This window comes from Algibacter sp. L1A34, from assembly GCF_009796805.1.
Lineage (GTDB): Bacteria > Bacteroidota > Bacteroidia > Flavobacteriales > Flavobacteriaceae > Algibacter.
Genome location: NZ_CP047029.1, coordinates 3,138,303 through 3,163,368 on the forward strand (window position 1 = coordinate 3,138,303; position 25,066 = coordinate 3,163,368).

The 25,066-nt window shown below is 30.3% G+C and carries 24 protein-coding genes; 20 read left to right on the forward strand and 4 right to left on the reverse strand.

Annotated elements, in window-relative coordinates; all coding sequences use genetic code 11:
• The first annotated feature begins 84 nt into the window (after positions 1 to 84).
• The 13 genes from GQR97_RS13225 (at position 85) to GQR97_RS13285 (ending at position 11,703) form a co-directional block, all read left to right on the forward strand.
• Positions 85 to 939 (forward strand): universal stress protein, encoded by an 855-nt coding sequence (locus GQR97_RS13225; protein ID WP_158849162.1) that lies wholly within the window; start codon positions 85 to 87, stop codon positions 937 to 939.
• A 6-nt stretch (positions 940 to 945) separates the two neighbouring features.
• Positions 946 to 1,332 (forward strand): hypothetical protein, encoded by a 387-nt coding sequence (locus tag GQR97_RS13230; RefSeq protein WP_158849164.1) that lies wholly within the window; start codon positions 946 to 948, stop codon positions 1,330 to 1,332.
• A 438-nt stretch (positions 1,333 to 1,770) separates the two neighbouring features.
• Positions 1,771 to 2,628, forward strand: coding sequence for a universal stress protein (locus tag GQR97_RS13235; protein ID WP_158849166.1), 858 nt, complete (start codon positions 1,771 to 1,773; stop codon positions 2,626 to 2,628).
• A gap of 16 nt (positions 2,629 to 2,644) precedes the next feature.
• On the forward strand, positions 2,645 to 3,499 hold the full coding sequence (locus GQR97_RS13240) for a universal stress protein (protein ID WP_158849168.1): 855 nt from the start codon (positions 2,645 to 2,647) through the stop codon (positions 3,497 to 3,499).
• Positions 3,500 to 3,596: 97 nt separating this feature from the next.
• Positions 3,597 to 4,439 carry a universal stress protein gene (locus tag GQR97_RS13245; protein WP_158849170.1) on the forward strand — a complete coding sequence of 281 codons (843 nt, stop codon included), beginning with the start codon at positions 3,597 to 3,599 and terminating at the stop codon, positions 4,437 to 4,439.
• Between the two features lie 57 nt (positions 4,440 to 4,496).
• The gene (locus GQR97_RS13250; protein ID WP_158849172.1) at positions 4,497 to 5,351 is read left to right on the forward strand and encodes a universal stress protein; all 855 of its coding nucleotides are present in this window, start codon (positions 4,497 to 4,499) and stop codon (positions 5,349 to 5,351) included.
• Positions 5,352 to 5,407: 56 nt separating this feature from the next.
• Positions 5,408 to 5,824 (forward strand): hypothetical protein, encoded by a 417-nt coding sequence (locus tag GQR97_RS13255; protein WP_158849174.1) that lies wholly within the window; start codon positions 5,408 to 5,410, stop codon positions 5,822 to 5,824.
• 43 nt (positions 5,825 to 5,867) lie between these two features.
• Positions 5,868 to 6,710 (forward strand): ATP cone domain-containing protein, encoded by an 843-nt coding sequence (locus GQR97_RS13260; RefSeq protein WP_158849176.1) that lies wholly within the window; start codon positions 5,868 to 5,870, stop codon positions 6,708 to 6,710.
• A gap of 5 nt (positions 6,711 to 6,715) precedes the next feature.
• Positions 6,716 to 8,089, forward strand: a complete 1,374-nt coding sequence (locus GQR97_RS13265; protein WP_158849178.1) for an MBL fold metallo-hydrolase RNA specificity domain-containing protein — start codon at positions 6,716 to 6,718, stop codon at positions 8,087 to 8,089.
• A 112-nt stretch (positions 8,090 to 8,201) separates the two neighbouring features.
• Complete coding sequence (locus GQR97_RS13270; RefSeq protein ID WP_233267539.1) at positions 8,202 to 8,711, forward strand: Hsp20/alpha crystallin family protein; 510 nt, start codon at positions 8,202 to 8,204, stop codon at positions 8,709 to 8,711.
• 73 nt (positions 8,712 to 8,784) lie between these two features.
• Positions 8,785 to 9,228 (forward strand): hypothetical protein, encoded by a 444-nt coding sequence (locus tag GQR97_RS13275; RefSeq protein ID WP_158849180.1) that lies wholly within the window; start codon positions 8,785 to 8,787, stop codon positions 9,226 to 9,228.
• 125 nt (positions 9,229 to 9,353) lie between these two features.
• The gene (locus tag GQR97_RS13280; protein WP_158849182.1) at positions 9,354 to 11,039 is read left to right on the forward strand and encodes a tetratricopeptide repeat-containing sensor histidine kinase; all 1,686 of its coding nucleotides are present in this window, start codon (positions 9,354 to 9,356) and stop codon (positions 11,037 to 11,039) included.
• A gap of 1 nt (position 11,040) precedes the next feature.
• On the forward strand, positions 11,041 to 11,703 hold the full coding sequence (locus GQR97_RS13285; RefSeq protein ID WP_158849184.1) for a response regulator: 663 nt from the start codon (positions 11,041 to 11,043) through the stop codon (positions 11,701 to 11,703).
• 205 nt (positions 11,704 to 11,908) lie between these two features.
• Here the strand turns inward: GQR97_RS13285 and GQR97_RS13290 are convergent, their stop codons facing one another.
• Positions 11,909 to 13,096 (reverse strand): NAD(P)/FAD-dependent oxidoreductase, encoded by a 1,188-nt coding sequence (locus tag GQR97_RS13290; RefSeq protein ID WP_158849186.1) that lies wholly within the window; start codon positions 13,094 to 13,096, stop codon positions 11,909 to 11,911.
• Positions 13,097 to 13,248: 152 nt separating this feature from the next.
• Between GQR97_RS13290 and GQR97_RS13295 the strand changes: the two genes are divergently transcribed.
• On the forward strand, positions 13,249 to 14,022 hold the full coding sequence (locus GQR97_RS13295) for a threonine/serine exporter ThrE family protein (protein ID WP_158849188.1): 774 nt from the start codon (positions 13,249 to 13,251) through the stop codon (positions 14,020 to 14,022).
• On the forward strand, positions 14,019 to 14,507 hold the full coding sequence (locus GQR97_RS13300; protein ID WP_158849190.1) for a threonine/serine exporter family protein: 489 nt from the start codon (positions 14,019 to 14,021) through the stop codon (positions 14,505 to 14,507). Before GQR97_RS13295 ends, GQR97_RS13300 begins: the two co-directional genes overlap by 4 nt.
• 132 nt (positions 14,508 to 14,639) lie before the next feature.
• On the opposite strand, the gene GQR97_RS13305 is transcribed toward GQR97_RS13300, so the two are convergent.
• Both GQR97_RS13305 and GQR97_RS13310 read right to left on the reverse strand, forming a co-directional pair.
• On the reverse strand, positions 14,640 to 18,833 hold the full coding sequence (locus GQR97_RS13305; protein ID WP_158849192.1) for a phosphodiester glycosidase family protein: 4,194 nt from the start codon (positions 18,831 to 18,833) through the stop codon (positions 14,640 to 14,642).
• Positions 18,834 to 18,842: 9 nt separating this feature from the next.
• Complete coding sequence (locus GQR97_RS13310; RefSeq protein ID WP_158849194.1) at positions 18,843 to 20,087, reverse strand: glycosyltransferase family 4 protein; 1,245 nt, start codon at positions 20,085 to 20,087, stop codon at positions 18,843 to 18,845.
• Between the two features lie 476 nt (positions 20,088 to 20,563).
• On the opposite strand from GQR97_RS13310, the gene GQR97_RS13315 reads away from it, so the two are divergent.
• From GQR97_RS13315 to GQR97_RS13330, 4 genes are all read left to right on the forward strand, one after another.
• Entirely contained in the window at positions 20,564 to 21,298 is a 735-nt protein-coding gene (locus GQR97_RS13315; protein WP_158849196.1) for a Crp/Fnr family transcriptional regulator, read from the forward strand.
• Positions 21,299 to 21,419: 121 nt separating this feature from the next.
• Positions 21,420 to 21,950 carry a hypothetical protein gene (locus tag GQR97_RS13320; RefSeq protein ID WP_158849198.1) on the forward strand — a complete coding sequence of 177 codons (531 nt, stop codon included), beginning with the start codon at positions 21,420 to 21,422 and terminating at the stop codon, positions 21,948 to 21,950.
• A gap of 72 nt (positions 21,951 to 22,022) precedes the next feature.
• Complete coding sequence (locus tag GQR97_RS13325) at positions 22,023 to 22,715, forward strand: hypothetical protein (protein WP_158849200.1); 693 nt, start codon at positions 22,023 to 22,025, stop codon at positions 22,713 to 22,715.
• A 197-nt stretch (positions 22,716 to 22,912) separates the two neighbouring features.
• Positions 22,913 to 23,383 (forward strand): universal stress protein, encoded by a 471-nt coding sequence (locus GQR97_RS13330; protein WP_158849202.1) that lies wholly within the window; start codon positions 22,913 to 22,915, stop codon positions 23,381 to 23,383.
• A 46-nt stretch (positions 23,384 to 23,429) separates the two neighbouring features.
• On the opposite strand, the gene GQR97_RS13335 is transcribed toward GQR97_RS13330, so the two are convergent.
• Complete coding sequence (locus tag GQR97_RS13335; protein ID WP_158849204.1) at positions 23,430 to 24,209, reverse strand: zinc-dependent peptidase; 780 nt, start codon at positions 24,207 to 24,209, stop codon at positions 23,430 to 23,432.
• Positions 24,210 to 24,498: 289 nt separating this feature from the next.
• On the opposite strand from GQR97_RS13335, the gene GQR97_RS13340 reads away from it, so the two are divergent.
• A complete protein-coding gene (locus GQR97_RS13340) occupies positions 24,499 to 24,873 on the forward strand; it encodes a hypothetical protein (protein WP_158849206.1) in 375 nt (124 codons plus the stop codon).
• The last annotated feature ends 193 nt before the right edge of the window (positions 24,874 to 25,066 follow it).

Here is a 25,066-nt window from a genome sequence, read left to right on the forward strand (position 1 = left end):
TATTTTTAATCTTCTCTAAATGATTAATATCATTTTGGTTTATGTGTATACCACTTAAATTAGTGGTTGTAAATATGCTGTTAGATGAAAAATATATTATTACCCACCGATTTTTCAAAAAACTCATGGAATGCTATTAAATATGCGGTAGCTTTTTTCGAAAAAGAAACTTGCAACTTTTATTTACTCCATGTAAATATGCTTAGTGATGTTTTGGAAAGTAACTCTTCATATAAAAATATTAGTAATTCTGATGTTATTGAAGATGTTTATACTAAACCTGCCATGCAAAAGTTACGTAAGGTTTTAACGCGTATTTCAAAACATATTGTACCAAATAAAAATCATCGATTTTATTCTCTTTTGGATTACGATTTTTTTATAGAATCTATAAGAAAACATGTAGAAGAAAAAAAAATAGATATGATAGTTATGGGGACCAAAGGCGCCTCTGGTTTAGCCGAAATTATATTAGGTAGCAATACAGGTGATGTTATTACTAAAGTGAAATGCTCGACTTTGGCAGTTCCAGAAGAAGCTCAATTTACGGAGTTAAAAGAACTCGCATTTCCAACAGACTTTTCTTTAAATTATGATATGCAAATACTGCAACCCTTATTTGATGTTTTGGAAAACCATAAGCCCGCTTTACATATAGTACATGTAAGTAAAAATAAAACAGATTTAAATATAGAACAAAAAAGAAACAGAGAATTATTGGATGATTATTTTAGTTATACAAACCATAGTTTTCATTATTTAAGAAATAAAAAAACAGAGGTTGCCATACAGTCTTTTATTAAAAATGAAAAAATAAATATGATATGTATGGTGGCAAAAAATCTTAATTATTTTCAGCAAATTTTATTTCATTCAAATGTTGAAGAAATAAGTTATCACACAAAAATTCCGTTTTTAGTATTACACGACAAAAATTAATATATCATGGATAATTCAATATTTTTAGCAAAGTTTTGGGGTTGGTACCTCATTATATTTTTCTTTATCTTAAGTTTAAATCCAAAACGTATAAAGCAAGTATTCACAGATTTAAAGGGTGAGCAATTTCTAATTGTGTCATCTTTTTTAGCCATTATTATTGGTTTACTAAATATTTTATTTCATAATATATGGGAACCAAACTGGAAGCTTATTATTACCCTAATAGGCTGGAGCTCTTTGTTTATAGGCTTAGCACTTTTTATATTCCCTAAACGTGCGGTTTCCATTTTAGAGTTTCTTAATATAAAATTCGTCCAGCTTATTTATACCATGTTATTTTTTACTGGTTTATTTTTATTAAATGTGGTTTACAATATTGTACCGATGTAATTTTTTTTAAAACGTGACATTTATCATGTTTTAACATGGGTTTCTACTGTAAATTTGCAGTATAATTGTAAGTTCTTTAAAAATTAACAGGTTATTAAACGTTTAACGCTGTTAAGGATTGTTTGAAGGTATTTAATATCTGAAATTTAATATAGCTTTTAAGGGGGGTATATTAAATTTTCAAAAAGGTAGTTAGCACCATCAAACATTTCAATACTGGAGATAGAAAGCTCTTGCTTTTTGTCTTTTAGTAAAGTTATAGTTGGTTAGTTCACATTATCTCAGTAATGTGAATAAAAAGGGAGTGTTAATTTTAACGTTCCCTTTTTTATTTTACAAAAACAACCAATCTTCACGAGTATATACTCGTTTTTAGCTGATAAATATCATTGTTGTTTTGTTGTTAAGTGTTTAAATTTAAGCTAAATACTTTACGTCATGAGAAAGATATTGATTCCCACCGATTTTTCAGAAAATGCCAATAACGCTATAGAATTTGCTGTAAACTTATTTAAGTATGATATTAGTGAGTTTTATATTATGCATGCTTATCAAGACGATATTTATGCTAATGAGTCTGCATTAACCAAAGCTAACTTAGCTGATGTGAAATCTGAGATGCGTAAAAAATCTCAGAAAGAATTAGAAAATACTATAAGAGAAATTGAAAATATTTCTCCTAATCCAAGACATACTTTTTATCCCATTTCGGCCAATAATTTACTTATTGAAGAGGCCGATATTGTTGTTGATGATCAAAATATCGACATTATAATTATGGGTACTAAAGGGAAAACGAATGATAAAAAAATAACTTTTGGGAGCCATACATTACAAGTTTTAAAATATGTGCAATGCCCTGTGCTTGCTATTCCAGAGAATTATAAATACACCCAACCAAGACACATTCTTTTTCCTACCGATTACATGATTCCTTATAAAAGAAGAGAACTTAAGCTGCTATGCGAAATGGCTTCTCCATATAGAGCTGTAATAGATGTGCTTTACATATCTAAAATAGAAAAGTTGTCTATGAGACAGTTGGATAACCAAAAATTTATAGATGAGGAGTTATGCAAAAACACCGTTAATTTTAAAGTAGAAAAAAGCAAACACATCATTAATACAATATATAAATATCTTAAAGAAAACCATGTAGATATGCTTGTTATGGTTAATACAAGACATTCATTTTTAGAAAATATTTTGTTTCAATCTACAACTATAGATGAATTGAGCTTAAATCTTGATATTCCGTTTTTAGCATTACAAAACATGAAACGTAAAAACATATAAACTAAATTTTATCATCATGAAAAAGATACTTCTTCCTACCGATTTTTCCGAAAATTCTTGGAATGCTATAAAATATGCATTGCAACTTTTTAAAAACGAAACTTGTAAATTTTATTTACTAAACACTTACACACCTGTAATATACCATGCTGAATATGTATTGGTAGAACCTGCTCAATTGGGCATGATAGATAGCGTTAGAGATGAGGTTTTAAAAAACTTAGAAGATTATAAAACGCGTATTAAAAACGAGTTTAAGAACCCTAAGCATACTATAGAAACCATAGGGGCCTTTAACATGCTTATTGCAGAAATTACAGAAATTGTTGAAGATAAAGCTATCGATTATGTTGTAATGGGTACAAAAGGTGCTACTGGTGCGAAAGAAATTTTATTTGGATCGAATACAGTACATGTATTTAAAAATGTGAAGTGCCCAATACTTGCTGTTCCTAGCGGATTTGAGTTTGAAACACCACACGAAATTTTATTTCCAACAGATTATTCCATAAAGTATACGGAGCAACAATTAAAACCAATTAAATTTATGGTTGAGAATAATAATACCTCCAGAGTTAATATACTTTACCTTACTTATGGTTATGATTTATCTGAAGCACAGAAAGAAAATAAAAATATCTTAGAAAAATCCTTTAAAAAAATAGCACATTTATTTCATGAAGAGAGTAACCAAACCGTAGAAGTAGGTATCACTAATTTTCAGCAAAAAACAAAAGTTAATTTGTTGATTATGATTAATAATAAACACTCATTTTTTGAAAACTTATTTTTCAAATCTACAATAAAGCATATTGGTTTTCATTTAAACATTCCATTCTTAGTTATTCCTTCAAAGGGTATTAAAGCCTAAGTTTTTTATAGATAAATAATGTGGCAGCCTATACTAAACGCAAATATTTAAAGACGAATTGTAATAGGTTATTAAATAATGATAAAACAATAAAGAAATGAAGCGTAAAATTTTATTGCCAACCGATTTTTCGGATAATGCATGGAGCGCTACGGTTTATGCCCTAAAACTTTTTGCAGAACAAGAGTGTACTTTTTATTTTTTAAACTCAATAGTGGTTAAGGTAAACATGCTTTCTAATGTTTCCAATAAATTAATTACAACAATGAGAGAAAATGCTATGGTAGAGCTTTTAGATTTAAAAGAACTAGTACAAAGTAGTGATCCAAACCCAAAACATGATTTTGATATTATTTTAAGTTCAGATGATTTAAATAAGGCAGTGAAAAATGCTGTTGAAAAACATGACATTAGTCTTATAATAATGGGGACAAAAGGTGCCACTGGAGCAAAAGAGCTTTTCTTCGGAAGTAATACTGTAAGCCTTATTATGAAGATTAAAAACTGTCCTGTTTTAATGATACCAGAGGAATTTGATTTTATAAAACCTAAGCAAATTGCTTTTCCAACAGATTACAATCATTTTTATCACGCTAATGAAATTAAATCTTTAAGAGAATTAGCCGATTTATATAGCTCAGAAATTAGAATTGTACATATTGATGTTGAGGAAGAGCTCTCCGATAAGCAAAGTGATAACTTAATAGTGTTGGAGAGTTATTTAAAAAATAATAACTTCAGTTTACATTGGATGCCAAATTATGCTGAAAAGGTTGAAGAAATCAATGATTTTATAGAAGAATTGGATATTGATATTCTAGCTATGGTAAAGTACAATCATAATTTTTTTCAAAAAATATTAAACGAACCTGTTATAAAAGATCTAGGTTTTCATGCTAAAATTCCATTTTTAGTAATACCAGAATCAGTAGATATTTAGCTTGTCCGTTCACTATTATTCAGTCAGGAATTATATAATAACCTAAAAAATAATATTATGAAACGTAAAATATTATTGCCTACAGATTTTTCTAAGAATGCATGGCATGCCATATGTTATGCAATAGAGTTATATAAAAGAGATCACTGTGATTTCTATCTTTTAAACGTGTATTCCTCTACCGGTAATATTATCGATAGTTTAATAAATGCGGAACCTGGCAGTGAACTGTATGAAACAGCAAAACTAAATTCGGAAAACGGACTCGCCAAGGTTTTAGATATGTTGGCATTTAAAGATTTTGATAATCCAAAACATCATTTTAAAACTATTTCAACTTTTAACAATGCTGTAGAAGCTATTAAAGGCTTAGTTGAAGAAAAGGATATAGAAATGATAGTTATGGGCACCAAGGGTAAAACAAGTTCACGAGGTGTTGCTTATGGTAGTACAGCTATTAATGTTATGGAGAAAGTACGTAACTGTCCTGTAATTGTAGTGCCAGAATTAGCACTTCGCATATTACCTAAAGAAATTGTTTTTCCTACTAGTTTTAAAACCCATTTAAAAAGAAGAGAACTAAACTACTTAATAGATATTGCTAAAAAATGTAACGCATCTATTAAAATTCTTCATATTTCTGAAGAAGCCGAACTAAACAAACATCAAGCAAATAATAAAAAAATTTTAGAAGAGTATTTTGAAGATGTAGATTATTCTTTTCATACCCTAAGCCATGCAGATATACCAATGGCTATTAACTGTTTTGTTGAAAGTAGAGAGAGTGATATGGTTGCTTTTATCAATAAAAAACATGTATTTTTTGGAAGTATGTTAACCCATCCTTTAGTGAAAGATATAGGTAGGAACTCTAAAGTACCCATATTGGTTATGCACGATTTAAGAAATTAAAACCTGTCAAAGCAAAAAGACTTTCGAAAGAAATATTAAGGTTAAAATAAAATAAGATGAAACGAGCAGGAATTTGGTTAGACAAAGAAAGAGCCATTATTGTAACGCTTTATAATGGAGATATAAGTGTAAACACACTATTATCGAATATGGAGTATTTTCATGTTCATGGTGGTTCCGGATCACGATTAAAAGGCGGTCCACAAGATGTTGTTCATGATAGTAAATATTTAGAACGTGAAAAACATCAACTAAAAAAATATTTTAATGATATAGCTTCAGAAATTAAAGATGACGATGTTATTGTGTTGTTTGGTCCTGCTGAAACCAAAATTAAGTTCAATAAAGAATTAGCAACATATCATAAAGATTTAAGCGCTAAAGTTAAAGATGTAGTAAAAACTGATAAAATGACCAAAAGACAAGTGAAAGCTTGGGTAAAAGCTTTTTATAAAACTCCTAATCCAAATTAGTCGATTATAATTGGTTTTTGGTAGTTTTAATAAAAACGCAAATATGGAAACAGATACTATAGATATTATTAAATCTTCTGGAGAAAAGGTTAAATTTTCCATAGAGAAACTACGGACTTCATTAAGGCGTATTGGCGCAGATGAGCAAACGGTTAATCAAACTATTAATAGAGTTAGAGACGAGCTATATCAAGGTATTTCAACAAAAGAAATTTATAATCGAGCATTTGCTTTATTGAAAAAAAAGGATAGCCATTTAGCTTCTAAATACAAGCTTAAAAAAGCGATTTACGAATTGGGACCAACAGGTTTTCCTTTTGAACGTTTTATAAGTGCAATTTTAGAGTATTCGGGATATAAAACAGAAGTAGGTACCATTCTACAAGGCCTATGCGTTACGCACGAAATTGATATTATAGCAAATAAAAACAACGAAAGCACAGTTGTAGAATGTAAATTCCATAATGAAGAAGGACTTAATTGTAACGTGAAAATTCCACTTTATATAAATTCGCGATATAATGATGTTAGGGCAAATTGGGATGCTAATTCAAAAAACAAAACGGAACTCACTAATGGTTGGGTAGTTACTAATACTCGTTTTACAGAAGATGCCATTAAATATGGTAATTGTGTTAATCTTTATTTGTTAAGTTGGGATTATCCCAAAAATGAAGGTCTAAAAGATAGAATAGATCGTTTAGGTTTATATCCCATTACGGTATCTACATTATTAACTAATAGAGAAAAACAGTTTTTATTAAGCAGAGATGTTGTGCTTTGTAGAGAGTTAATTGGCGACGCGTTTTATTTAGATCATTTAGGGATCTCGGAAATACGGAAGGAAAAAATAATGAAAGAAATAAGTATGTTATGTAATAATTAAAAGCTATGGATAAGTTTGTTAAAGTACATTTTTTAGGAGCAGCTGGCGTTGTTACCGGTTCTAAGTTTCTGTTAGAAACCTCGGAGCAAAATATATTGATAGATTGTGGTATGTTTCAAGGGCTAAAAGAATTACGAATGCTTAATTGGACAAATCTATCTGTAGATGTTAAAGCTATTGATGTGGTCTTGTTAACGCATGGCCATTTAGATCACGTTGGCTATCTGCCAAGGTTATTAAAACAAGGGTTTAAAGGCAGAATCGTAGGAACCGCACCTACTTTGGCTATAGCCGAAATTATATTAAGAGATAGCGCTAAAATACACGAAGAAGACGCCAAAGAAGCAAATAAAGAAAACTACACAAAACATAAACCTGCATTGCCTTTTTATACCAAGGTTGATGCCGAAAAAACCATAGTATTATTTAAAGCAGAAAAGCCAGATAATTGGATTGCGTTAACTAAAAATATATCATATCGTTTTCAATATAACGGCCATATTATTGGAGCTACTTTTATTGAACTGGATATTTTTGGAAAACGATTTGTGTTTTCTGGAGATATAGGTCGCGTAAATGATTATTTACTAGAAAAACCTAAAAAACCAGAACTTGCCGATTATTTATTTATGGAAAGTACTTATGGTAATAAACTACATCCGGTAGAAAACATAGAGGAAATTTTATCAGAAATTATTAAAGAAACTATTCATAAAAAAGGAAATTTAATCATCCCAAGTTTTGCTGTAGAACGTTTGCAAACACTTATGTATTTACTATGGGAACTTTACAAAAAGAATAAAATACCAAATATTCCAATTTTTATAGATAGCCCTATGGGGAATAATGTTTTAGAAGTTTTTAAACGTTTTCCTGAGTGGCATAAATTATCGATGGAAGATTATAATGCCATGTGTGAGCATGTAAATATTATAGAATCTTACAAGGATACCTGGAAAACTATAGACGATAAACGGTCTAAAATAATTATTGCAGGTAGCGGTATGGTAACTGGCGGTCGAGTGCTTACTTATTTGCAACAACTTATAGATGAGTCTTCTACAACGGTATTATTAGTGGGTTATCAAGCCGAAGGGACTCGAGGGCGACAATTAAAAGAAGGCGCTCATGAAATTCGCTTTCGTGGAAAATATTATCCTGTAAAAGCCGAAATTAAATGCATAGATAGTTTATCGGCACATGGCGACCAAAACGATTTGTTAGACTGGATGAGTGCTATAAAAAATATGCCTGAAAACGTGTTTTTAATTCACGGCGAACCTAATGCGGCAGATGCATTTCGTGTAAAAATAAAAGACACATACCATTGGCATGTTACAATTCCTAAGCTTACAGATGTAGAAAAATTAGTTTTGTAAATTCCATTTGGTTAACAAATAGACATAAGCTAACTGATATATATCATTGTGAAAATATGAATATCGAAATACATTAGTATAGTAATATAAGTTTAATTTAAATAATAATGTCATGACTACATTAATGAAACGTAGAAAAAGACGAAATGGATTATCTCCATTAGAAAGCCAATTATTAACCCCTTGGAACAACAATTTAGTACAGCCTTGGGGCGGTAGATTATTCCCATCTAATTTAAACAATCTGTCAGGGATAGATGATGATTTCTTTGAAAAAGATAGCTTAATGCCAGCAATGAACGTTACAGAGCATAAAAAAGATTTTGAAATTGAATTTGCTATTCCTGGATTCGATAAAAAAGATTTTGAAGTTTCAATTGAAGAAGATGTACTTCATGTTTCTGGTGAAAAAAAATTAGAAGAAGAGCAAAAAGAAGATGATTTTTCTCGTAAAGAATTTAGTTATAAATCTTTTAAACGATCAATGATGCTTCCATCGTCTATTGATTTTGATCAAGAAGTAAAAGCATCTTACAAAAATGGTATTTTAAATTTAAAATTATTGAAACAACAAGATGTTAAAGAGAAACAAGCTCCGAAAAAAATGATTGAGGTGAATTAAATTCTCCTCTAAATAGAAAGCAATATCTCATTAAAATATTGCTTTCTGTTTTTTAATTCTTAAACTAAACAAAATGAAAACTACAGCAGTAAAAGCAAAATATAGTGCATGGTTAAGTCCTGAGATTATGCATAAAGATTCTCTAAAATGGTTATCTGAATTAAGATTTGTAAAAGATGAAGAACTGTTTTTTGATGATTTAATAAAGTCCTACACAATTCAGCTTATCGATTCAAAGTATTTTGAAGTAAGTAAAAACCTTGTGGTTAAATTAAGTGCTATACAAAGGGAAACTAGCTCATTAATTGATACTATTATAAATCATGAAAATGGACTAAAAATTATGGTCGATGGTGTAAATGAGTTTGAAAAAGAAAATGCTTATAAAATAGAGCATGGCAAACTAATTGTTGTTGTGTGCGAATTTTTAGATAATTACAGATCATTAAAAACCGAACTATTTACACTTATTAAAGGGGTAATCAAAGAGGGGAAACAAAAAAGGTTAACTCCTTAAAAATAAGCTATGCTGTAATTATAAATAAAGAGAATTGTTATGCGGATAGGTGCTTAATTTCACCATCACTAACAACAGGTAATTAATTTTGCTTGTAACTAAAAATAAGTTGTTATTTTTGAGGAATGAAAGTCAATAAAACTTCATTCCTTTTTTTTTGGTTTATTGTTATAAATACGTTTTGTATTGTAAGCCATAATTTAGTATCACAAAATAAAAGGGATAGCACATTATTTTACTACAAAGCTATTACAGAATTAAAAGATGTAAAATCTATAAGTAAATCTTTTGAGTTTTTTAAAAAGAAAGCAGACCAAGCTTTGTTAAATAATAATACCGAAAGAGCGGCATATTATTTAGAGTTAATAGCATTAGGTCAATTGAAAATGGGTTTCTCTTACGAAAGTGAAGCCAATAGTATTAAAGCTTTAAAATTATTAAATAAAAGCAATTCGAAATCTAAAAAAGATGCTGAAGAAAGATTATCTAATCATTTAGGTATGATTTACAGAAGGCTTGAAGATTTTGAAAATGCACGCAGATATTATAACCAGGCCTTAGAATTAAATACAAAATTAGAAGATAAAATTGCGATTATCACCAACATTGCAAACACTTATGCAGATCAAAAAAAATACGATAAAGCCATAGAAACTTTGTCGAAATCTTATGATGACGCCGTTACTTTAGATAATTCAGAAATTAAAGCAACCTATTTTGATAATTTTGGTTTTTTTAGTTTTAAAACTAAACGCAGTCGAGCCTTAAAAGAAATGGAGGGCGCCTTAAAGATGAGGTTGGAACTTCAAGATTTATCTGGATTGTTTTCTAGTTATAGGCATTTATCTTTATTTTTTTCAGAAAAAGGAAACAAAATAAAAGCTCTTTATTATGCCGATAAGGTAACAGAGTTATCCAATAATATTCAAGCACCTGCTTATCAAATTGAGGCTTTAGCTTTAAAGTTGAATCTTGAAAATAATTCCGATTTCCATAAATATGTAGCATTAAATAAGCAAGTTAAAAGTAAGAGTAAGCTTTGGGAAAATAAGTTTGCAGCTATTAAATATAATGTTGCTTTAAAAGAAAAATTATTAGAAGAAAACCAAACCAAGCTATTAGTTAGTGAGTTTGAAAAAGAAAAGGAAAGAACCTATAAATGGTTATATCTAACTCTTTGGATTCTAATTGTTTTATTATCAATTTTAATTTTCTTTACATTAAATGCAAAACATAGAAAAGATAGAGTTCAGGAAGTTTATGTTACTGAAAAAAGAATTTCTAAAAGAATACATGATGAGGTTGCTAATGATGTATACCAAGTTATGACCAAGCTACAATACGAGCAGGTTGGAGAGAATGAAGTGTTACTAGACGAATTGGAGCATATCTATAATAAAACTCGAGATATATCGAGAGAGAGCGGTACTATCGATTTAGAGACTGACTTTGGTGTTATTTTAAATGACTTATTACTTATTTATGAAACTGAAGGTCTCGTAATTATTACAAGGGGTTTAAAAGATATTAATTGGCAAACGATCTCTAAATTAAAAAGAACTACTATTTACCGTGTGTTGCAAGAGCTTATGACGAATATGAAAAAGCATAGTAAGGCCACATTAGTATCGGTTTCATTTAATAAAAACAAAAATGTTTTAGAGATGAATTATGCTGATAACGGTGTCGGGGCCGAGCTAAAAAGACTAAATGGTCTTGGAAATGTGGAAACCCGTATTCATGCATTAAGAGGAAGTGTTATCTTTAGCACAAAAATAGGTGAAGGTTTTAAAGTTAAAGCAAAAATATAATATGTTTAAAAAAGTTTTAATTTCTGATGATTTAGGGAGCATCAATCAAGGTGTATCTACTGTTTTGAAAGATTTGAATATAAAAAATGTTTCAAAAGTTCAATATTGCGATGATGCTTATCTAAAAATTAAAAAAGCATTTTTTGATAATGAACCATACGATTTGCTTATTACCGATTTATCATTTCAATCCGATCATAGAGAGCAAACTTTAATTTCTGGTGAAGATTTAATTTCGGTTTTAAAAAAAGAACATCCAGAAGTAAATATAATAGCTTATTCTATTGACGATAGATTAGAAAGGGTTCGACGTTTAGTTAAATTAGGTGTTAATGGCTATGTATGTAAAGGAAGAAAGGGTTTAGTTGAATTGGCGGAAGGTGTAATAGCTGTTTCTGAGGGTGGTAATTATTTTTCACCTAAAATAGCTAAAGCATTAGGAGATAAAACCAATTTAGAGATAGATGACTATGATGTTAAATTACTCGAGAATGTCTCTAAAGGCCTATCAAAAGATCAAATTAGTGTGCTTTTTAGAAATAAAGGCATATCGCCATCGAGTTTAAGTTCCATCGAGAAGAGATTAAATAAACTTAAAATCCAGTTATGTTCAAAAAATACGATTCATTTAATCGCAATAGCTAAAGATTTGGGTTTAATTTGAAAAAAAAATGTGTGTTTACGGAAAACCGTAAAGATTAATCCTACAGTTGTTGTAATCTTGTATAAGCTATTAATAAAGGCTGTAGGGAGCTTTTAAACTCTGTGTTGTAATGATGCAGAGTTTTTTTATGACTAATTCTAAATATTTTTTAGATTTAAGCCTAAAATTTAAAATAAAAAGCGAATTCAACTTAAATAAATATGTTTTAACCATTTTCATTTAAATGCTTTGCTAAAAATGCTCCAGTGCTTGCGCAAGCTTGCAACAAATATCCTCCAGTAGGAGCATCCCAATCTACCATTTCGCCAATACAAAATTGATTGGGCATTTTTTTAAGTTCATAATTTTTAGAAATAGCATTTAAACCAATACCTCCAACGGTAGAAATTGCTTTGTCAATTGCTGCCGTATTTATTATTTCTAAAGGAAATTTTTTGATGTGTTTGGCTAATAATTCCGCGTTTAAATAAACATCTTTGGATAAATATATTTTTAATAGGTTAATTTGCGAGGTACTTAGCTTTAATTCTTTTTTTAAAATTTCCGAAGTATTTCTGAATTTAGAAGTTGTTATTTTAGAATGAATATTATCTAATGTTAGTAAAGGTTTAAAATCTATAAAAATGGTTGCTTTAGAGTTTGAAGATAACTGTCCTCTAATTTGAGGGCTTAACCCGTAAATAGCATTTCCTTCTAGTCCAAATTTAGTAATAACGGCTTCTCCTTTTTGAATAACATCATTACATGAAATAGCAATGTTTTTTAAAGGTGTTCCTTCGTTATTTTGTATAAAATCTGGGTGCCAATCAATTTGATAGGCACAGTTAGACGCTTGAAAAGGTTTAGTTTCTATTTCTTTTTTAGCAAAAGTTTTAAGCCAGCTTCCATCCGATCCTGTAATCTTCCAACTTCCTCCTCCTAAAGCAAAAGCGGTGTAATCTGTTTGTATACTTTTGTCATTAATAACAGGACTACTAGTATCATCCCAACCAGAAAAAGTATGTTGATATTTAATAATAACACCTTTTTCGTTAAGAAGTTGTAGAATAGCATTTAGTACTTCAATAGGTTTAATCCCTTCTTCCGGAAATACTCTTTTACTACTTCCTACGTAAGTTGGAATACCTATTGTATCGAGCCAATTTCTAAAATCGTTATTAGTGAAACTTAATAGCGCTTCTTCTAAAAAATATTTAGGAGTATAACGTTTAATAAATTGATTAATATCTTCCGAATGCGTTAAGTTAAAACCGCCTTTACCAGCCACTAAAAATTTACGTCCAGAGGTTTTGTTTTTTTCGTAAATAGTAACAGTAAATTTTTGGGGATCTAAAAAGGCCGCCAATAATAAAGCTGCTGGTCCGCTACCTATAATCGCTATTCTTTTTTTCATATAACAAAAATAGTTATTATTAGGAGGTAAATGAATTTTCTAGAGCTAAATCAAAATGAGAAGTGAGTTTGGTTAAGTTTAACTGATTCATATCAGTTAAACTTAAAAATTGTAATTATAAATTTGCGAAAACAAACTATTTTAATATATAAATGTCTGATTCTAAAAAGTTTCAACAAACAGCAGATTTGCTTTTTGAAATTTCATCACTTTTGATGGTTTCGGGAGCAAATACTAGTAGAATTAATATTAGCATAGATCGATTTGCTTCAGTTTTAAATTTTGATGTTCAAAGTTGGATTAGTCAAAAAACGATTATAATGACATTAACAGATGAAGTAACTAAACAGAGTACTACAAAAGTTTATAATTTGCCACCTCATGCTTTAAGTTATCTTATCATTTCTGAAATTAGTAAGTCCAGTTGGACGGCTATTCATGAAAATTGGTCTTTAGAAGAAATTGAAGCAGAAATTAAACGGATTAAAGAACTTGAAAAGTACCCTAAAATAGTTGTGCTATTTGCTGTTAGTTTTGCTATTGCTGGGTTTTGTAACCTTTTTAAAGGGGATTATCTAAACATGTTAGTTGCTTTTATAAGTGCATTTGTAGGGTTGTTTGTTGCTCAGCAAGCACATAGGTTAAAGTACAATATGTATATACGGATTTTCTTGGCGTCCTTAGTTGCTTCTTTAATAGCTTCTATAGGTATGGTGTTTAATATAGGAGCAAACCCTCAAACGGCGGTAGCGACTTCCATACTCTTTCTTGTACCTGGAGTAACACTTATTAACTCCTTTACAGATTTACTTGAAGGGAATATTTTAAACGGTGTTGTTAGATTTGCGATGGGAGCAATGACTGTTTTGGCCATTGCTACTGGGCTTTTTATTGCTATGTATGTTTTTTCAATTAATAAAATATGATAGATTTGATATTACATTTGTTAGAAGTTTCCTTTTGGTCTGGTATTGCTGCAGTTGGATTTGGAGTGCTTTTTAATGTGCCTAAGAACACTATATTCACCATATTCTTATTAGGATTTTCATCTGGTTTTATAAAGTTTTTACTTTTACATTTTAATTTCCATATAGCTCTTGTTAGTCTATTTGCTGCTTGTTATGTAGGTTTAATAAGTATTCCTATTGCACATAAAATCCATAATCCCCCAGTTGTTTTTTCTGTTCCAGGCGTGATACCTATGATTCCGGGTTATTATGCCTACGAAACTATATTATCAATAATGAATTTTGTTTTTATTGAATCTAACAGTGATAAGCGTTTAGCCTTAATAGATTCTATTTTTTCTAATGGTTTTACTATGGTTTATATATTGATAGCATTAACGCTTGGCGTATCATTACCGTTGCTTTTTTTGAATAAAAAGACTGTGAAACGTATTAAAAATTAGTATAACTTAAAGTTGATTATATTATTAACTGTAAGAAAAGCCTCTTTTTAAATTACTAAAAAGAGGCTTAAAAATTTCAACTGAATTAAGTTTTAATAGAATAATATCTTACTTCAGAATAAAGTAAAGAACTTATTCTTCAATCCAACCCATAATAGCATTAGCTACAAATCGTGGTTCTGGAGGTAATGAGTAAATGTCTTTCTCGTAATTTTTATTGTATGGTGAAATATTCATGATTTCTCCATCAACAACTAAGGTGCTACTTCCTCCTGGATCAAAGCCCATAGCTTTTTCCATTCCATATTTTAAAAGAATATCAACCATATCAAAATGAGTTGCTCCAACGGATTCTCGAATTCTACCATTCACCATAAGTACCATTAGTTTACCTTCTTTGGTAATACCTACAGCAATTTTTGGTCCGCGCATATCTGTGAAATCTAACCGTGCAGCTTGTGTTTTAATAGAGTTAGAGGTTTTCCAACCTTCATCTTCCATATTTAATATTTGCTTTCCGCCATCAATCAGCATAGGTCCAGCTTCAATAGCATAAGATATCTCGTCCCATTTATAAGGATTAGTCTCTGGTTCTAATAATTGAATATCTAGCGGCATACCTTCTTTAAAGATAGTATCGGAAAATATTTTAGAAGGAATAGATAGGGTGATACCAACGGGAATGGATGCTACAGATTCTTTTTCTTTCGTTTTAATTATTTGTTTCACTGTGTTTCCTGCGATTCTGATAATGACATTACCATCTCCTTTTAAAGTATCTTCGGAATAGGATAAATCATAAAAACAAGGTTCAGTATTACTATGTTTGTTATAGTTGTTCGCGCTAAAAACGATGTCTTTTTGCTTGCCTTTTATGATAAAGCCAGCTTCACTGTTTACCTTTCTAATATCTACATCACCATTTTTATAAATAATAAAGGCTGGTTTATTAAATAAAGGTGGGCAAAACACCTTATTATTCATAATTAATAAACCTAAAGGCGAGCCAATATAGGTTTCTGGTAATCCCAGTTTTCCAACTAATTCAGGATTTAAAATATAACCGCCATTCCAGGCGAGTTCTATTTTATTTGGGTTTTTACTTTTCTTTTTATATTCCTTGACTAATGCAGGAACATTTTTAGGCGTTTTATTCGCAATATGTGCTGCAAATTTCCAATTGTGCTTTTTAGTATCAATTTCAGCTAATACACCACTCCATGGTAAACCATCATCATAGACACCTCCTGCAAAAGATGATTTTACTTTTTCAATAGTTTTAGACTTTTTCAAACTCGCCTTTATTTGTTCTAGTAGCTTAACAATAGGCGTTCCGTTTTCGATAGCATCGGTAGAAATCAATTGGAATAATTCCTTTTCACCAATTGTATTTTTTAAATCATTGAAAATTTCACTTTTTAAAGCTAAATCAAAATCTTTGGCCGTTTGTATTGGAGTAGGGTAGGCTAAAGTAGTACGAACAGCTGCTGGCACAAATTGAATAAAGCCACTATCTTTAGGGATTCCCATAATTTTGGCCGTCATTTCATATAGCACTTTTCCAATATGAAAATGATCTATTTCGATAATATCCGTCATCATGGCAGAATATTCACCATTTGTAATTATAAACCCATTGGCTTCTTTTATGTCTCGTAAAATTTTAATGGCTTTCGGACCCATTTGAGGGAAATGAACACCTTCTGACCATTGTTTGGTTTCTACTATTTGAACCACTCCAGCTTTGTAAAGCAAGCCTAACTCTGGTTCTTTACCACTTTCTAAATACTCTTTAATGTTTGCACTAGAAAACCATTTTGTTATTCTTGGCTCATGTATAAAAATATATACTTTTTCTAATGTATCTAGGCTAGATTGGAGTACTTCTGTAGTAAGTTCTTCTTGTATGGTAAGTTTTAGTTGTGCGCGAATAGGTTGTAAAACAAAATATTCTAACTCGTGTTTTATGTAACGCCCAGGGAAGTAACCTTTAGGCACATTTTTCTTTAAATTGGTTGTTAATATTTTTCTATCATCAATACCTAAAAACTTACTATTGGTTAATTGAAATAAAGCCAATTCCCAATCAGCAAAAAATTGTGGAGCTAATGTTAAATCTGTTAAGTTTTCTGGCTTAAAAATATCGTTATAAATCATGTTAACCAAACCAGTTACTTCTTGGTAGGTAAAAGCTTGATAGGCATAAGATTTTTTATTTCTATGTCTGTATGTAAGTGCGTGATCGTGTCTGGTTGTAATTTCTCCATCCACATATTTAAAAATATCATCAATGGCATTGTAATAAGTATGAATGCGTTCTAAATTGGTATTTACTAAATCTGGAATATCATTTTCCATCATTCTAGCATAACGCATTACTTTACCTTTTACAAGTTGCTCTTCAACTCTAAAAAAACTAGGGTCTATTAAAGATTTCAAGTACAACATAAATGATAAACGGCCATATCCTGGTAAATAATGTCTTGTTTTCTTATTCAGAATAGCATTTAAATCATCGTTTTCAAAGTTAACAGATGTTTTGTATTGTTTTAGTAAATTAACCACTTGTATATTCTCTTCAATACCCGAAGAATCTAGCTGTAAACACATGCGTTCTAAAATATATCGCATGTTTTTTTCTAAAGATTCTATGCTGTAACGTTTATTAATAACACTTCGGTTGTGTGTTACATCTACCATTCGGTTTTGCGGATAAAATACGTGGTCGCATATCTTTTCTGCCAATATTTTAGGAATTTTAGAGCCTTTAAATTCTAACACTTTTAAACGTAAGGACTCATCTAAATGACGCCCGATAACTTGATCGTAAACCTCTCTTGGTTCGTATTGTCTACAAAATATAGGTGTTCCGCAAGCTGCAGCTTCTATAATAGGCAGGCCTCGTCCTTCGGTTTGACTTGGTAATAAAATTAGAGAAGCAACATCATAAAGCTGTTCAATATTTAATGGTTTTTTATATTTTTTCTTGAACTCATTTTTATCAAATTCACTAAATAAAAAACCTAGAAGCACTCTTGATTTAAATTCCTTTGGAAGCTCTTTAAGGAAGTTTGTAAAGTCCTTTTTTAAATCTCTATAATAATTCTGTTGGCCATGAGGTATGGGGCCAGAAACAATGAGCGATAATTTTAATTGTGGATTAGTAGAAAATTTTTCAGCAAATGAATCGTATGAAAATAATCGTTTTATAAGCTTAAAGTTAAGCTCAATAGATTTTCTACTAATAACCCGAGTGGGTTGCAGAAAAACAATATTATTGTTTACAAAATCGAATTTTTCAATTTTTTTATGTCCTAATAATATAGGTTTTAAAGAACGTTTACTGTCTTTATGGTTGGCGGCGGTGTGTACTGTAATGGTTTCTTTTTTATTAGAAAAAATAGTAGACACTTGCATAAACGCTTTTATAATATCACGTTTACTCATTTGGTGCATTTGGGTATCTACGGCAGTACCTAATAAAGCTACATTTGCTGGATTATGACCATTAATATTTATAAGATGCTCTTGTTGCATTTTATTAATATTTACGTTCATCCAAGAACGACTTTCCCATGGATATACCATTTCTATAACAGAGAAAAATTCGCCAATATGCGCATTATGAAAAAAGAAATCTCTTGGTCCCTTTTTTAAGCCTTTCTTTTTAATATCTTCCTTTTTATTACCACCTTCCCAGTAAAAATCATGATTATTATTTATAACAGGAATTCCTAAATATTCTGAAATTAAAACTGTAGCCAAGGCCAATGAAACATTGCCAGGATTGGAGCAAACATTGATGAGATACAACAGCGAAATATCGTTTTCTTCAATATAGCTTCCTAGTTTCTCGACGAGTACAAGAACCTCTTTCCAAAACTTTCCGATAAGATCGTTATAGGCCTCGCTTCCGCGCTCCATTTTAACGCTAAAGAAGTCTTTATATAATGGCCAAGCATCAAAAGCTTCCATTTCTGGAATCACTTTTTTAAAGGCATCTTTGGGGATTAACTCATCGGCTTCTTCTTTAATATCTCCTGCTACAAAGTGTATAGGAATGTTTGGATAGATGTTTTTAAAAATTTTGGCATACTTTTCAGTTTCCACTGTAATACCATCTATAGTAAAATAGAATGTAAGGAAAGCTATACCTCCTTTTTCTATTTGTTTATCAAAAGATTGTGCATCACCTTTAAATGCTAAGGGTGATTTTTGCTCTTTGAACTTATCAATAAATAAACCGAGGTCGAACCAAGTGTTTATCTTTTCATTTTTTAAATTTTTTAAAATGTTATGGATTTTCGCTGCTTCCTGTTTAATCATTATTTGTTTTTAAAATTTAAATAGACTACTTAATTTTTCTTCTAGAACTTCATAAGAGAAATGTTTTTTTCCAAGATTAAAGTTGAATTCACCAATTTCTTTACATCGTTCGGGGTTGTATATAATATCAGACATTTGTTGAACACTTTCAGGTGTTAAATTGCCATCTTCTATCATAACGGTTTCAAAACCTTTACAGCCAATATCCTGCATGTATACAGGTTTGTAGTTATTAACAAAAATTGGTTTTTTTGCAAGTACTGTTTCTACAAAAGCATTTCCGAAACCTTCATAAGTACTAAAGTAAGTTGCAGCCCGACCGTGTGCATAAACATCAGATAAATCTTTATGGTCTAAAACTTTATCTGCAGCAAATATAATTTGGCTAGATATATTAAGTTGATGTATTTGGTCTATTAATTCGTTGTAATATTCTTTGTTTTCATCATCATTATTATTTCCAGTAATTACGAGTTTTAATTTTTTATCATCTAGCTTATCAATTAAAGAAATGGCAGTTTCAATACCTTTTCGTCTTACAATACGTGTTACTTGTAATAAGGCAATTTCGTCTTCTTTAATACCAAGATCTCTAAGAAAAAACTGGTTTTCTGGGGTTGGAACACCGTAGATTCGATTAAAGTCCATAACATTAGGAACTAAGGTGGCGTCTATATCAAATCTGTTTTTAAATGTTTCTACTCCAAAAGTGTTAATTACCGCATGTTTCACATCGGGTAGTAATAATGGGAAATTATCATCCACATATTGGTTAACTTCTGGGTGTGTAGAAACATAGCGCTGACCACGTTCCCAATGAAAATCATGATCATGAGTTACAATAGGTAATCCTGTAGTTTTAATTAGTTTTTTTATAGCTACACCCATAGATAAATGGCAGGGTAGTGCCGAAGCATTTTCGGAAAGTAGAACATCTATTTTTTTGTTAGTTACCCATTTCACCATGGCATCATGAATCATGTTAGATGCTTTTTCAACATGTTCAAGTAATGGACCTGGATCTTTATCGGGTTCGTAAAAGGCTTTACGTTGTCCCCATTCGGCTTCTACCGAAAAAAAAGATAAAGCAGGATATAAATAGTCGTGTTCATAATCCATATTCCAAGATTCAAACTCTCCAGACATGATAAATACCTCATGGCCTAATTTTTTTAAGACATCTATCCATTTTTCGGTTTCAAGAGCTACACCGTCCACTCCACCAATTCTACCAATGATAATACCAATTCGCATGTTTTATATATAAAGATTCATATCCTTTAAATATACATTATTGGTAGCAACTTTGAAAGGTTTAGGAAGACTGTGTTTAATAAATTGTCACTTCAAAAATTTTAACAAGAATAAATTATGTGTTATTAAATTTATTGCTTTAATCTAGGTAAAATGATAATTATATATTTTCAGAATTATTATAAAATGAGTTAATTTCATACTTATATACTGTCTATTAAAAAAATATACCCTAGAAAGACGGAAGTATTTTATATGGTTGAATGAAGAGGTGTTTTATTTTTTTTAAGAACCCAAAAATAGATTTGTATTCACGCTTTGACGCCTTTATTATTCGGCCTTTTATATTTAGATACTTCTTGAAATTTAAATACACTGATGTATGTCAGTTTCTTTTTAAATTTTTTCTAATTTTTTTTTATAGGACTGACTTAAGTCTTTAAATAGGTTAGTAATCTGCTTTACTTTAGCACCAATTGAAGGCTATAATTATGAAAACTACAAATATAAATTATTCAGCTTGCCGAGTTGAATTAGAAGAGCATGAGTTATTTAAGCATTTAAATGAAGGCGCAATAACCTCTTTATTAGATAATTTTAAATATACCATATGGGAAAAAGGCACAGAATTTTTTGCAGGTGATAACAATTCAAATAACTTTTGTATCATTTTATCAGGACGTTTAAAAACCTGTAAATCTAATTATGATACAGATAGAAATTATACACTGTCATTATTAGAAAAAGGGGATGTTTTGGATATTATGTCACTTATAGATGGGCATAGACATGATATTAACTTTACAACAATTGATGAGGTAGAAGTGCTCTTAACTTCAATGACTAAAATGAGAGCTTGGATGGAAGTCAATCCAGCCATATATAAAACATTTATGCCTTATATGGCATGCCGAATGCGTGAAATGGAAGCTAACCTTACCGATAATGTATTAGCTGATATCCCTACACGTTTAGCTCGTTTGTTTATGTCTAATTGTAATGAAACTAAACATTTGGAGAGAATAAATGATCTCTCGCATAATGAGATTGCTTATATGATAGGTAGTACAAGAGCAGTAGTAAACCGTTATATCCAACAATTTAAAAAAGACGGTATTATTAGCGTACAGCGTAAACATACAGATGTGGTTAATTATCAACTGTTGTCGCAACGTGTTCATAATCAAAATTATATGTTAAAAAACTCATAAAAATATAGAAGTGCTACTTAAGTAGTATAAAGAGGTTTTAAGTGATAATATCTTTACATAGTAATTCTTCATATATAGGATTATATCAACCAGGATTTATTATTAATTAAATTTTATTATAATGAAAAAGTTTTTAATTGGTTTATGTTTTATGGGCCTAACCAGCTCAATGTTTGGACAAGAAGGAGTCTTGTATTCAGCAAAAATTTTAAAAGAAAAGGTACCTGTAGAAGTAGTGTCTTCAGTAGAAAATGATTTTAATGATTATAGCGTTATAGAGTATGAGGCGGTACCTATAACTATGATAGAAGATCAGGTAATTGTTACTAAAAATGAAGATTTTAACCCTAATTATTATGATACTTATGAAGTAAGACTTTCTGGAAAAGATGCAAAAATAAGTGCTTATTATAATGCCGATGGCACATTAGAGAGTACTTATGAAAGTATTAAAAATATAGCATTACCAAGTGCTATAGACAGAGCGGTTTTTAAAAAGTATCCTAAAGCTAAATTGTTGTCAGATAGATATGTGTCTACACACTACGCAAGGGATGGTAAAACTTCGGTGTATTACCATGTTAAAATTATGAATAACGGTAAAACACACCGTATGTACATAGATGGTAATGGAAACATACTTAGAGGGTAGTTTAATTGTATTTACTATTACGGCGTACTTAATTGTATGGCATAAAGGTAAATACCAATAATGTTTATTAAAATGAAAAATCTAAAAAATATAAGATTGTTATTCGTATTAGTTGCATCTGGAATGGTTGTGAGCTCTTGCGGTAATAAGGAAAAAAAAGAAGCAGAAGAAGTGACAGATGTTGTAGAGAATGAGGTATCTATGGAATTGCCTAATAAATCTGATATTGCATTTGAAAAAGCGTTAATGGCTCTAGATAAAAATGAATACAAATCGGCAGCAGAACACATAAATTATGGTGCTAAGGAATTAAAAACAGAAGCTAAGAATAAAGGCTCTGAGTTTATAGAAAGTGTAGATGTCAGTATTAATCAGCTTACAGAGTTTTCTAAACTATTAGAAAAAGAAAAAAAGGTAGATATAGATGCATTACGTAGTGTGATGGCCAACGCAGAGATTAATGTGGGGCATGATTATTTGGTTACCGATGATACCTATATTCTCACAGAACCTGAAAAAGTTAACGATTCGCAATTAGAGAAGGTATTAGATCATAATATGAAAAGTCTTAAGGCTGGAAAATCCAAACTAACAGGTGCTACCAAAAAAGAAGGAGAAAAGTTGGAAGCTCAAGGTGAAAAACTAAAAGAGGATTATATTGCTTGGAAAAAAAGAGCTAAAGCGCATGCAAAAGAAACAGAAGCATATTTTAAAGAACATCAACCAGAAAATGTATACCCTGTAGGAGTTTTTCCTTTATTTTAAGGAGAAAATGAAAGTTTCATTTTATTTATTGGTTAGAGTTAAGAGAGGTTGTTTTAAAAGATAATCTCTCTTTTTATTAAGAAGAACTAGAACTGCTACTTAAGTAGCAGTTCTAGTTCTTCTATGGTGTTATATTTACATTATAGTGCAATTAATTTTACTAGCGTAGTGGAATAATAAATCAAAAAAATCTAAAAATGAAAAGGATATGTATTGCTTTGGACACTAGTCCTTCCGCAGAAAAAATAGCAACTTTAGGTTTCGAGTATGCAAAAGCATTGAAGGCCAAATTAGTTTTAGTTCATGTAGTTTCAGATGCAGCAGAATATGCTATAGATTTTGATCCTATCATGGACTATAGTGGTAGTTTAATTCAACAAAATATTGGTCTTGTTGATGATTTTAAAACTGAAGCAGGAAAATTTCTTAAATCAACGGCTAACTTTTTAGGTGAGCCAGAAATAGAGATTAAAGTATTAGAAGGCGAGCCAGATTATGAGATTTTGAAATTCTTAAAAGAATGGAAAGCCGATTTATTAATAATGGGCACGCACAGTCACAGCATTATAGAAAATGTATTAATGGGTAATACTGCGGTGAGAATAGTGAAACATTCTACAACGCCTATATTGATAGTGCCTATAAAAAAAGCAGAAAAAACTTCTTAAGTTTAAATATTATAAAAAAGTATCTAAAGTGAATTTAGATGCTTTTTTAAATTTTAGATTTATCTTTTGTACGAAAACAAACTTTAAGCATTTGGTATAGGTCTGGATGGTTTTTCTTCATTTTTTTAGGTTGTTCAAAAAAATATTCTGAAGCTACTGCTAAAAACTCGGCTTCATTGGTACCTCCATAATTTCTAATATCAGATTTATTATTATTTATGGCTTCCATTTCTTTATGAATAATTTTTAACCAAGGAATAACGTAGGGTTGTTGTATTAAAGTTTCTGGTACGCCATCTGTTAAGCCATCTAGTTTGTCTATTAAATGAACAAATTCATGAATACCAGTATTGTGAATGTGAGATTTTTTCTGAAAACCTCCATGCAGTGCTTTTCGTGATAAAATCATTTGATGTTCAAATTGTCCGGTACCAACCATACCTGCAATTTGTCGATTTTCATCGGTTTGAGCAAAACCTAAATCTTCATTAAAATGGTCTGGATAAACCAACACAGTACTTAAATTTTTATAATGCCATTCAGAAAAATTAAAAACGGGTATAACAGCGCTACATGCAATTAATATTTTATCAAGATCTTCTAGGTCAAAACCAACACTTTCTATGTTTATTTCGCTTAAAAACACCATTATACGCTTCTGGAATCGTTTTTGTTCGGTAGTCGGTAAACTTTTGTAAAAGTTAACATGTTGTATTATTAAGGTATGCCAATTAGTCGGGAATTTTTCAGCTTTCTTCTTTTTGGTAACATAAAGCGTGTAAATAGCAAAAGCTACTAAAAATATAAAAGCAATAATAAATGCCATAAAAGGATGTTTTTATTTTTTGTAAAAGTATTCTATTTTTTAAAGAAAAGAAATTGCTACTTAGGTAGCATTGCCTTTTGCTTTTATTTAGTTCCTTTACACATAAATTAAATTTTTTGGGTGAATATTAAAGCCTAATGGAGATATGCGGAATTATATTTAACTTGGAGATTAATTGAGACAAACATAGAAATAAAACATGATTTAGAGGTGGTAGATTATTTCTATTATCCAGAAACTCTTGCTGTATTTGTTTTAGCTCAAAAAACGATTAAACACCTAATAAATCATGAAAACAATTTTTAAAAATTATGTTTTAATAGTAGCGATGTTATTGCTTGCAAGTTGCTCTAAACCTTATAAATTATCCGACAGTGGATCTAGAGTAACCTTATCTGAAGATGATCCATTTGAAATTATTCTTGAAGGCGAAGTCAATTCGGGATATACATGGCGGTTAGATGCTAATCCACAATTTACGGAACTTGAAAAACCTGTAGTAATAATCAAAAATGAAACTACAGAAACTTACACCTTCAATTTCAAGACTGTATCGGAAGGGGTGGATGTTATTCGAATAATTTATACGGATGGGAATAATATAGCAAATACGTTTGAACTTAAGGTAATTGTTGGAGAAATGGGACTTATTGAGGGAGAATAATTGAATAACCTAGGTAGCTTAATTATTTTTAAAAAAACATCAAAAGATACTTATACTAACGCGTCTGGCTATTTCGAGTTAGATGATGTTTCAGTGAATGATATCGTTTAATTTTATCAGTTAGGGTATGAAAACCAAGAACTTCTAATTGTAGAGAAACATCTAAATAATAAAATAGACATTAAATTAAAAA